This window comes from Micromonospora musae (assembly GCF_003626545.1).
Lineage (GTDB): Bacteria > Actinomycetota > Actinomycetes > Mycobacteriales > Micromonosporaceae > Micromonospora > Micromonospora musae.
The window spans coordinates 351,612-362,770 of record NZ_RAZS01000003.1; the positions used below are offsets into that span (position 1 = coordinate 351,612).

Consider the following 11,159-nt stretch of genomic DNA (forward strand, 5'->3'; position numbering starts at 1 on the left):
CCCCGCCTGACGCGCTGGTCAGGCGCTGTTCCGGCCCTCCGACACGCCGTCGCACCCCGAAGGCGCTGTTTCGTCGTACCCTCCGGGTACGACTGACATCGACCGATGAGTCTTCGGCGTCGTGGAGGGTGTCACCCGAGGCCACCGCCGAACCGAGCGGAAGGAATCGGCATGAGTGGCGTACGAGTGCTGGTGGGAACACGCAAGGGTGCGTTCGTGCTGACGTCGGATGGCAGACGCGGCGACTGGACGGTCGAGGGGCCGCACTTCGGTGGCTGGGAGATCTACCACCTCACCGGATCGCCGGCCGACCCGGACCGGCTCTACGCCTCCCAGTCCGGCGGCTGGTTCGGGCAGTTGATCCAGCGTTCGGACGACGGTGGTAGGAGCTGGACCACGGTCGGCAACGACTTCGCCTACGACGGTGACGTCGGCGAACACCTCTGGTACGACGGAACCCCGCGCCCGTGGGAGTTCAAGCGCGTCTGGCACCTGGAGCCGTCCCGCGACGACCCCGACACGGTCTACGCGGGCGCCGAGGACGCGGCCCTCTACCTCTCCACCGACGGCGGCGCGAAGTGGACGGAGCTCACCGCCCTGCGTACGCACCCGACCGGGCCGTCGTGGCAGCCCGGCGCGGGCGGCCTCTGCCTGCACACGATCATCCTGGACCCGGCGCAGCAGGGCCGGATCTACACCGCCATCTCGGCCGCCGGCGCGTTCCGCAGCGACGACGGTGGCGTCAGCTGGCTGCCGATCAACAAGGGCCTGCGCTCCGGGGAGATTCCCGACGACGACGCCGAGGTCGGCCACTGCGTGCACCACATCACCCAGCACCCGTCCCGTCCGGACACCCTGTTCATGCAGAAGCACTGGGACGTCATGCGGAGCGACGACGCCGGTGCGAACTGGCGCGAGGTCAGCGGCAACCTGCCGTCGGACTTCGGCTTCCCGATCGCTGTACACGCGCACGAACCCGAGACGATCTACGTGGTGCCGATCAAGAGCGACTCCGAGCACTACCCGCCGGAGGGGAAGCTGCGCGTCTACCGCAGCCGCACCGGCGGCGACGAGTGGGAGCCGCTGACCCGGGGCCTGCCCCAGTCCGACTGCTACGTCAACGTCCTGCGTGACGCGATGGCGGTCGACGCGCTCGACCCGTGCGGGATCTACTTCGGCACCTCCGGTGGTCAGGTCTACCACTCGGCCGACGGCGGTGACAGCTGGGCGCCGATCGTCCGGGACCTGCCGCCCGTACTCTCCGTGGAAGTCCAGGTGCTGCCGTGATCCGGGTGGTCCTCCCGGCCCATCTGAAGACCCTGGCGCACGTCACCGGAGAGGTGAGACTGGAGGTGGCCGGGCAGGACAGTCCGGTCACCCCGCGACGGGTGCTGGACGCTCTCGAGACGCGGTATCCGATGCTGCTCGGGACCATCCGGGACCGGCACAGCGGCGAGCGCCGACCGTTCGTCCGCTTCTACGCCTGCGAGGACGACCTCTCCAACTCCTCGCCCGACACGCCGCTGCCCGAGCGGGTCGTCGCCGGCGAGGAGCCGTTCATCGTGCTCGGCGCGATGGCCGGGGGATAGCCCCAGCTGAACGCCCCGGGCCGGGGGTTAGCCCCCGGCCCGGCCGGGGGTAGACCGGCGGGCCGGTCGGGGGTAGACCGGCGGGCCGGTCCGGGGGCGCATCGGATGGTTGCCCGGCGCGCGCTCGATGAGGCTGATGGTCATCGTCCAAGGCCGTCCAGCGGAGCTGGGAGCGGCCGATCCTCGTGGGGAAGCCGATGACCATCCTTGCCACATCTCTCCGCGCGATGCGGGGCTGGCACCGCCCGCTCGTGGTGAACGCGACGCTCATGTTCACCCTGACGCTCTTCTCCGCCGCCGCGTTGTTCGTCGACGATCGCCTGCTGCTGGGGGAGTCGGTCTGGGTGAAGCCGATGAAGTTCGGCTTCGCCATGGGGGTGTACGGACTGACCCTGGCGTGGCTGCTCAGCAAGCTGCATAAGGGCCGACGCCTCGGCTGGTGGCTCGGCACCATCTTCGCGGTCGCCGGCCTGCTGGACGTCGGCGCCGTCGTCCTCGCCGCCGCGCATGGCACCATCAGCCATTTCAACAACAACGCCGAGCCGGTCGCGGAGACCGTGCGTACCGTGTTCTCCTTCGGCGTCGCGCCGCTTCTGCTGATCACCCTGGTCATCGCGATCCTGGTCCTGATCCAACGCACCGGCGACCGCGCCATGACCAGTGCCCTCCGCGCCGGGCTCGGGCTCGCCGCCGCCAGCATGGTGGTGGCCCTCTGGCTCAGCAATTCCGCGGGACCCCGCACGGTGACCGACGCCGACGGCGATCCGGTGTCGATGAACGGCGGCCACGGCATCGGCGACCCCGACGGCAACGGCATGTTCCTCACCAACTGGAGCACCACCGGCGGGGACCTGCGCGTACCGCACTTCGTCGGCCTGCACGCGATCCAGGTGCTGCTGCTCATGACGGCGATCCTGGGTGTGCTCGCGACCAGCCACGGTTGGCTCCGCGACGAACGGGTCCGGGCCCGACTCGTCCGCATCGCCGGCCTCGCCTACACCGGTGTCTTCGCCGCGCTCACCTGGCAGGCGAAGCGCGGCATTCCGGTGACCCAGCTCGATCGGCAGACCCTGATGGTCTTCGCCGGCGTGGCGGTCTTCACCATCGTGACGGCCGCCGCGGTGGTCGCCGGTGCCCGTCGGCGATCTGCCTCGCCCATCGGGCGGGAGCAGCGCTCCGAAGCGCGGGCGAGGGTGTGACTTCGCGTCGGAAGCTCCGAGTGTCCCGTTCCGGCGGGACTGGCGTCCCCCGGCCTGACTCGTCCCGTCTCGCCGGCGGGTCTCCCGTGGCAGCCGCTGTGACACCACGCCGGTGACGGGTGCCGGCCCCGCCCGGCACCCGTCTGCCCGGCCCGCTCCGGTTCGTCTGCCCGGCCCGCTCCGGTTCGTCTGCCCGGCCCGCTCCGGTCCGTCTGCCCGGCCCGCTCCGAAACCGAATCGATCATCGGCGGGCGCAGGGCGATGAGCGCACCGTGTCCGGTTTGCGGGCCTGGAGGGGCGGCGGGTGGTGCCAGCGACCGGGCTCTGCCCCGGGGGTGCCAGCCCGATCCGCGCGAACGTCCATTCGAGGGCCGCGCGGGCCGCAAACCGGGCATCGTTCGCCAACCACCCCGGCCGCACCCGGTGATCGACTCGGGTTCCTTGAAGTCGGGTCATCACACGGCCGGGACACCCCGACATCAAGGAAACCGAGTCGATCATCGGCGCGCATGAGGGCCGCCGGCCGCCCGGTTCGTGCGGTGCTCCGCTCGCTGCACGGTGCCGGGCGACCCGCGTCAGCCCCGCGTTTGGTAGCTCTCCGTAGCGGATCATGAATGTGACTCATTCCACGATTTTTCCGACTTGGAAACTTTGCCGGTCCGGAAGGGCGCGCGGATAGTTGTGCCGTGACCTCGGACGTTGGCCTTCGTGAGCGGAAGAAGCGCGCGACCCGCGCGGCGCTCAGCGATGCGGCGTGGTCGCTGATGACGGAGCGTGGCATCGAGGCGGTCACCGCCGAAGCGGTCGCGGCAGCGGTGGACGTCTCACCCCGGACCTTCCGCAACTACTTCGCGAGCCGCGAAGAGGCGATCCTCGACGGGATCCTGCAGCGGGCGAAGACGTTCGTCGAGGCACTGCGCGCCCGACCGGCCGGCGAACCGGTGTGGGACTCCTTCGCGCACGTCCTGCCCGACATGATCATGGGACTGCTCGGTGAACGGGAGCGCGACGCCGACGCAATGGCGCGCGCCTGCGCCGAGAATCCGGCGATGTTGGCGCAGCAGTTGGCGATGCTCGGTCGCGTCGAGCGAATGATCGCTGAGGTGATCGCCGAGCGGACCGGCGCCGACGTCGAGCGCGACCTCGCCCCGCTCCTGCTGGCCGCCGTTCCCGCAATCACGATGCGCGCGGTCGTCACCCGCTGGGCCGGGGGAGCCGCCGGCGACGCCCTGCCCGACCTGGTCCGGATGAGCATCGCGCAGCTGCGCGACGGCCTCCCCCTCGGCCGTGCCGCACCGCCCACCTGACCTCGGGCGGGAGGCGGCCCAGCCTGCTCTGATCGATCCACTCCGCCTGCGGCTCGACCTCGAGCCGGACCTCCGGGGTGTGTCCCCCCCCACCTGACCAGCCGGCCGGTGGAAGGGCCGCCGCCGCTCGCAGGCGACAACCAGTCCTGTCGCCCGCCCGAACCTCGTCGCGCGAAAGGAAAGCTGTGGGTGCCGACGACCGCGGGAAGCGCCCGCACCCTCTCCGGGAACTGCTGCTCGTGGCCGCGCTCTTCCTGGCGTACAAGATCTGCCGACTCTTCGTCGTGGGTGACCTGTCCACCGCGTACGACAACGCCACGCACGTCTGGGCGCTGGAGCGCACGCTGGCGCTGCCGGACGAGGCGACGTTGCAGCAGGGCGTCCTGCCGCACGACGGCCTGGTCCGCGCGGCGAACAGGTACTACGCCTCGGTGCACTTCCCGGCCACCGGGGCGCTGCTGCTCTTCACGTACCTGTTCCGCCCCGCCCTGTACCGGTGGGCGCGGACGCTCCTGGCGGTGCTGACCGCCGTCGGGTTCGCCATCCAGGCGCTCGTACCCATGGCCCCACCGCGCCTGCTCTCCGCCACCGGCGTGCTGGACACCGGACAGCTGGTGGGGCCGCGCGCCTACGGCGACCCCGCCACCGACACCCTCTCCAACCAGTACGCCGCGATGCCCTCCCTGCACGTCGGCTGGGCCACGGTGGTCGCCATAGTCCTGATCGCCGCCGGCCGCAGCCGGTGGCGCTGGCTCTGGCTGCTGCACCCGCTGCTCACCCTCAGCATCGTGGTCCTCACCGGGAACCACTACTGGCTCGACGCCGTGGCCGCCCTGGCCCTGCTCGGCGTGATCGTGCTGGTGGTGCCGCGTCCACGCACGGCGCTCGCCAGGGCGACAACGCCCGCGGCGACGCGAGCCGGCCCCGTGCCGGTGCCGGCCGCTGTCCCTGTCGCGGGAACCCGGCTCGCCCCGGACGGGTACTGGCCCACCTCACCGGTGCGGCAGGCTGGCCGGTGGCAGAGCCGCGACGACCTGGTCGTCGGCGTGCGCGCAGCTGATCGAGCCGCGCCGACCGTCGACCTCCCGGCGCTCGCCGAACTCGTCCGCCGGACCGGCCCGCGCCGCCTCGACCTGCGGCAGGGCGACCTGGAGCGGGGCATCGTCGTCGCCGGCGACCACGAACACCGGCAGTACCTCGGCTAGCGCGGTCGACGGCCGCGGGCGCGGGCCGTCACTGGTGCGGATCGCGGGCCTGGACGTCCCGGAGCCAGGCGGGACGCGTACCCCCGAGGTCGAGCGACACGCCCCATTCGCACTCCGGTCCGAGGTCCTGATCGATCGTCAACGTCGAGCTGTCGGGATCGGCGGCGAACAGCTCGAGATCCTCGGCGTAGCGCACGAGCAGTTGAGTCCAGGACGGCGCCAGCACGTCCCACGAGGCGCATTCGATATCGACCCGAACCACCTGTCCGGGCGTGCCTCCCGGCGCTGGATCAAGGTCGAGCAGCCAGTGCACGTCGCCGTTCATGTCGCCCACCACCACCGCGCCCGGCGCACCCACGACCGGCCGCACCGGCCCGTTCAGAAGGAGCGTCCCCTTGTCGACCAGGTGCGCCCAGACCTGCGGGTCGTCCCAATCCGGCTCCGGATGATAGCCGTCGCGCCACATCCGGGTCGCCTTGATGATCTGGTCGGTGTCGTAGAGGTGATCCAGCGGTACCGGGCTCGGCTGGCCGGAGCCGGAGTGGGGCCACCCCGTTCCGTCGTGGATGCGGAGACTGGCGCGGAAATCCTCCGGCAGCGACACGGCCAAGGCGACCTCCACCGCGTCGATCGCCGGCAGCTCGGCCGGTGCCGCAAGCTGCGGTAGGGAAGCCGGCAGGACGCGACCGAGCCCACCCTCGACCCGCATCCACGCCTCGCGAACGCGCTCATCGGCGCCGATGCCTGTCACGACGCGAAGTCTAGACATCGTCGTTCCCTTCTTCTCACCCGTGTTTGAGCTCGCGCTCGACGGTCGTCCCTGAACTGCGGAGAAAGCGCTCTCACAAATGGCGATAGACCGCTTGACGCTCGCCACGCGTATCGCAACGATGCAGCTAAATGTCTCAGGCTCGTAGTGGCGTCGGCGCGCCGGGCGAGCGGCAATCAAGGCCCGACCATCACCCCCTCCACACCACCGAGGCGTGATCGGCGCACGCCGTCCCCACCGCGCGAAAGGACCCACCGTGCGCAGACCCCTGAGAGCGTGGCTCGGTGCCGCGCTGAGCGCGATCCTCGTGCTCGGCGGCATCACCGCCCTTCCGCCCGCAGCCAGCGCCGCACCCTTCACCGTGCTGGTGTTCAGCAAGACCGCCGGGTTCCGGCACGGCTCCATCGGCCCCGGCATCGCCGCCATCCAGCAGCTCGGCGCCGCCAACGGGTTCACCGTCGAGACCACCGAGGACGCCGCGCAGTTCACCGACGCCAACCTGGACCGGTTCGCCGCGGTGATCTGGCTCTCCACCACCGGTGACGTACTCAACGCCGCCCAGCAAGCCGCGTTCGAGCGCTACATCCAGGGGGGCGGGGGCTACGTCGGCGTGCACGCCGCCTCCGACACCGAGTACGAGTGGCCCTGGTACGGCGGGCTGGTCGGGGCGTACTTCGCCTCCCACCCGGCCAACCAGACCGCCACCGTCAAGGTCGCCGACCACGTGCACCCCTCCACCGAGACGCTGCCGCAGCGGTGGAGCCGGCTCGACGAGTGGTACAACTACCGCACCAACCCCCGGGGCAGCGTGCACGTGCTCGCCACGCTGGACGAGAGCACCTACACCGGCGGCAGCATGGGCTACGACCACCCCATCTCCTGGTGCCAGAACTACTCCGGCGGCCGCGCCTGGTACACCGGCATGGGCCACACCGACGAGTCGTACACCGACCCGAACTTCCGGCAACACCTGCTCGGCGGCATCCGGACCGCCGCCGGCGAGACCGAGGCCGACTGCGGCGGCACCGTCGACACCAACTTCCAGCAGGTGGAGCTGGCCAAGGGCGTGGCCGAGACCGGCGAGCCGATGAGCCTCACCGTCCTGCCCGACCGGGGCGTGCTGCACACCGCCCGCAGCGGCGTGATCCGGCACACCGACGCGGCCGGCAACACCAAGGTCGCCGCCACCCTTCCGGTCTACACCGGCGACGAGGAGGGCCTGCAGGGCATCAAGGCCGACCCGAACTTCGCCACCAACCGCTGGGTGTACGCCTACTACGCGCCCCCGCTGGACACCCCTGGCGGCGGCGCTCCGGCCACCGGCACCCCGGCGGACTTCGCCCGCTGGGACGGCGTCAACCGACTCTCCCGCTTCACCGTGAACCCGGACAACACCATCAACCTGGCCAGCGAGACGCTCATCCTCGACGTACCCACCAGCCGGGGCATGTGCTGTCACGTCGGCGGGGACATGGACTTCGACGCCGCCGGCAACCTGTACCTCTCCACCGGCGACGACACCAATCCGTTCGAGTCGAGCGGGTTCACCCCGATCGACGAGCGGTCCGGCCGCAACCCGGCCTTCGACGCCCAGCGCACCTCGGCGAACAGCAACGACCTGCGCGGCAAGGTGCTCCGGATCAGGCCGAGCGCGGCGGGCGGCTACACCATCCCCGCCGGCAACATGTTCGCCCCGGGCACCGCGCGGACCCGCCCCGAGATCTACGCCATGGGCTTCCGCAACCCGTTCCGGATGAGCGTGGACAAGGCCACCGGCATCGTCTACCTCGGCGACTACGGTCCGGACGCGGGCACCGCCGACCCGAACCGGGGACCGGCCGGGAACGTGGAGTTCGCCCGCATCACCCAGCCCGGCTTCTACGGCTGGCCGTACTGCACGGCCCGCAACGACGCCTACAACGACTACACCTTCCCCTCCGGCCCGTCCGGGCCGAAGTTCGCCTGCGCCGCCGGGCCGGTGAACAACTCGCCGAACAACACCGGCATCACCCAGCTGCCGCCGGCCGTTTCGGCCTGGCTGCCGTACGGCGGCTCCGGTTCACCGCCGGAGTTCACCGGTGGGGGGCTGTCCCCGATGGGCGGCCCGGTCTACCGGTACGACCCGGCCAGCACCTCCGACGTGGCGTTCCCGGAGTACTTCGACGGCACCTACTTCGCCGGCGAGTTCGGCCGCCGCTGGATCAAGAACATCAAGCTCGACAGCACCGGCCAACCGTTGAAGATCAACCCGTTTCCGTGGACCGGTACCCAGGTCATGGACATGGAGTTCGGCCCCGACGGCGCGCTCTACGTCCTCGACTACGGCACCGGCTGGTTCAACGGCGACGCGAACTCGGCGCTCTACCGCATCGAGTACGCCCGCGAGGGACGCGCACCCCGCGCGGTCGTCTCGGCCAACCCGACCAGCGGCGTCGCGCCGCTGACCGTCCAGTTCTCCTCGGCCGGCACCCTCGACCCGGACGGTGACCCGTTCACCTACGCCTGGGACTTCGACAACAACGGCAGCACCGACTCGACAGCGGCGAACCCGAGCTTCACCTACACCACCAGCGGAACCCGCACGCCGACCCTGACCGTCCGGGACAGCACCGGCAAGGTCGGCACCGCGAGCACCGTCATCACGGTCGGCAACAGCGCCCCGGTGGTCACCGTGAACACCCCGTCGAACGGGCAGACGTTCAACTTCGGCGACGCGGTGCCGTTCACCGTCACCGTCACCGACGCCCAGGACGGCCCGATCAACTGCGCCCGGGTGAAGGTGAACTACGTCCTCGGCCACGACTCGCACGGCCACCAGCTCAGCAGCGTGCAGGGCTGCTCCGGGGTCATCCAGACCTCGGTCGACGGCGAGCACGACACCGCGGCGAACATCTTCGGCATCATCGACGCCGAGTACACCGACCTGGGCGGGGGCGGCCAGCCGCCGCTCACCACGCACGCCCAGGCCGTCCTGCAACCGCGGGTCCGCCAGGCCGAGCACTTCGGCGACTCCTCGGGTATCCAGGTCGTCAACCCGGGCAGCGCGCACGGCGGAGCCGCGATCGGCTACGTCGACAACAACGACTGGATCTCGTTCCACCCGTACAACCTGGCCGGCGTCCAGTCGTTCAGTGCCCGGGTCGGTGCCCCGCCCGGCGGCGGTGGAACGCTGGAGCTGCGCGTCGACTCGCCCACCGGTCCGCTGGTCGGCCAGGCGACGGTGGTGCCCACCGGCGGGTACGCCACCTTCGCCACGGTCACCGGCGCAGTCACCGCCCCGACCGGCACCCGCTCGCTCTACCTCGTCTTCAAGGGCACCGGGCCGTACTTCGACGTCGACGAGTTCACCCTCTCCACCGGCTCTGGGCCGGGACCGGACCCGGGCGGCAACCTGGCCCGGGGTAAGCCGGCGCGGGCGTCCAGCGTCGAGGGGGCGTTCGTCGCCGCCAACGCGTTCGACGGCGCGCTCGGCACCCGCTGGGGCAGCGCCTTCGGCGACCCGCAGTGGATCGACGTGGACCTGGGGGCGACGTACGACATCGAGCGGGTCAAGCTGACCTGGGAGGCGGCGTACGGCAGCGGGTACCAGATCCAGACCTCACCGGACGGGGTCAACTTCACCACGATCCGGACGGTGACCGGCGGCGACGGCGGTGTGGACGACCTGACCGGGCTGACCGGCAGCGGCCGGTACGTCCGCCTCACCGGCACGACGCGGGGCACCGCCTGGGGTTACTCGCTCTTCGAGTTCGAGGTGTACGGCGACAGCGGCGGCCCGACCGGTCCGCCGGGCGGCAATCTGCTGCTGAACAAGCCGACGTCGACCTCAAGCGACGAGGGGGCCGGCATGTCCGGCGCCCAGGCGGTCGACGGCAGTCTCACCACCCGCTGGTCGAGCGCCTTCTCGGATCCGCAGTGGATCCGCGTGGACCTGGGCAGCCCGACCGCGATCGGCCGGGTCAAGCTGACCTGGGAGGCGGCCTACAGCAGCTCGTACGTCATCCAGACCTCGAACAACGGCACCACCTGGGTCGACGTGAAGACGGTGACCGCTGCCGACGGTGGTGTGGACGAGCACTCCGCGCTCGCCGCCAACGGCCGCTACCTGCGGATCTACGGCACGGCCCGGGGCACCCCGTGGGGGCACTCGCCCTGGGAGTTGGAGGCGTATACCAGCTGAACCATCTCCGACGTGGCCGGCGCGGATCCTTCCGCGCCGGCCACGGCGGTTGCTGCACGCCGACGCCGCCGGGTATTGATCGCGATTGGTAGACCGGAGTGGGGCCGCGTACGAAGGGACGCCATGACCGAGGAGATGCAGAACCGAGCGTTGACCGCCGCGTTGGCCGACGCCGCGGCGATCCGCAGCACCATCGAGCGCAAGGCGAACCACAACCAGAACGTGATCGGCCTGCACCTCACGGTCGTCGCGGCGCTGGCCGGCTTCATCCTCGTCGAGCGGGCCGACCTTCGGCTGCTGCTGCTCCTCCCGCTGCTCAGCACCGCGCTGGGGCTCAACGTGGTGTCGCAGTACCGGGACATCCGGATCGCGGGCGAGTACATCGAGCAGGTCCTCGGCCCGGCCATCGCCCGGTACACGGGCAACGCGAGGGTCTTCGGCTGGGAGAGCTTCTACTGGAAGCGCAAGCACGACGGCCACTTCGCCCAGGCCCTGGCGATGGGCCTGATCTTTCCGGGTGTCTCCACGGTGGCGCTGGCGATCACCCTGCCCGCCGTAAGGAAGCCGGCCGACGTGATCGCCTGGTCACTCGGGGCGGGGCTGCTCCTGCTGCTGCTCGCCGCCTGGTCCTACCGGCTCCGGGAGATGGTGCGGGCCCGGCGCGGGCGGTCAACCCAGGAGCACCCTCCGGTGGCGGAGCCGATGGTGGCGCAGCCGACAGAGTCGGACCCGGCGACGCCCGCAGGGCACCGGTGATCGGCGGGTGAGCGGAGTCTCGGCGATCCCGGTCGCCTCTTCGGTGACCGGAGCCCCCTGTCGGATCGGGTGAGGTCGAACCGGTCCGACAGGTGACCTTCACACGAGATCTTGACACGCCTTGAGTGAAGGCAGAACATCCTTCGTTGGCTTC

The 11,159-nt window shown here is 70.9% G+C and carries 8 protein-coding genes; 7 read left to right on the forward strand and 1 reads right to left on the reverse strand.

Features of this window, described 5'->3' with window-relative positions; translation table 11 throughout:
* Window positions 1–171: 171 nt before the first annotated feature.
* The 5 genes from D7147_RS09770 to D7147_RS09790 all read left to right on the forward strand — a co-directional run bounded on the left by D7147_RS09770 (window position 172) and on the right by D7147_RS09790 (window position 5,300).
* Complete coding sequence (locus tag D7147_RS09770) at window positions 172–1,287, forward strand: WD40/YVTN/BNR-like repeat-containing protein (RefSeq protein WP_120675922.1); 1,116 nt, start codon at window positions 172–174, stop codon at window positions 1,285–1,287.
* Window positions 1,284–1,589 (forward strand): MoaD/ThiS family protein, encoded by a 306-nt coding sequence (locus tag D7147_RS09775; protein WP_120675923.1) that lies wholly within the window; start codon window positions 1,284–1,286, stop codon window positions 1,587–1,589. The genes D7147_RS09770 and D7147_RS09775 overlap by 4 nt, the downstream gene beginning before the upstream one ends.
* A 197-nt stretch (window positions 1,590–1,786) precedes the next feature.
* Complete coding sequence (locus tag D7147_RS09780) at window positions 1,787–2,788, forward strand: hypothetical protein (RefSeq protein ID WP_120675925.1); 1,002 nt, start codon at window positions 1,787–1,789, stop codon at window positions 2,786–2,788.
* A gap of 686 nt (window positions 2,789–3,474) precedes the next feature.
* On the forward strand, window positions 3,475–4,095 hold the full coding sequence (locus D7147_RS09785; RefSeq protein ID WP_120675927.1) for a TetR/AcrR family transcriptional regulator: 621 nt from the start codon (window positions 3,475–3,477) through the stop codon (window positions 4,093–4,095).
* A gap of 185 nt (window positions 4,096–4,280) precedes the next feature.
* The gene (locus D7147_RS09790) at window positions 4,281–5,300 is read left to right on the forward strand and encodes a phosphatase PAP2 family protein (RefSeq protein ID WP_120675930.1); all 1,020 of its coding nucleotides are present in this window, start codon (window positions 4,281–4,283) and stop codon (window positions 5,298–5,300) included.
* 28 nt (window positions 5,301–5,328) lie between these two features.
* Here D7147_RS09790 and D7147_RS09795 read toward each other — a convergent pair whose 3' ends face one another.
* Window positions 5,329–6,051, reverse strand: a complete 723-nt coding sequence (locus D7147_RS09795; protein ID WP_158609330.1) for an SMI1/KNR4 family protein — start codon at window positions 6,049–6,051, stop codon at window positions 5,329–5,331.
* A gap of 274 nt (window positions 6,052–6,325) precedes the next feature.
* On the opposite strand from D7147_RS09795, the gene D7147_RS09800 reads away from it, so the two are divergent.
* Entirely contained in the window at window positions 6,326–10,249 is a 3,924-nt protein-coding gene (locus D7147_RS09800; protein ID WP_147437380.1) for a ThuA domain-containing protein, read from the forward strand.
* 123 nt (window positions 10,250–10,372) lie between these two features.
* Window positions 10,373–11,005, forward strand: coding sequence for a hypothetical protein (locus tag D7147_RS09805; RefSeq protein WP_120675936.1), 633 nt, complete (start codon window positions 10,373–10,375; stop codon window positions 11,003–11,005).
* The last annotated feature ends 154 nt before the right edge of the window (window positions 11,006–11,159 follow it).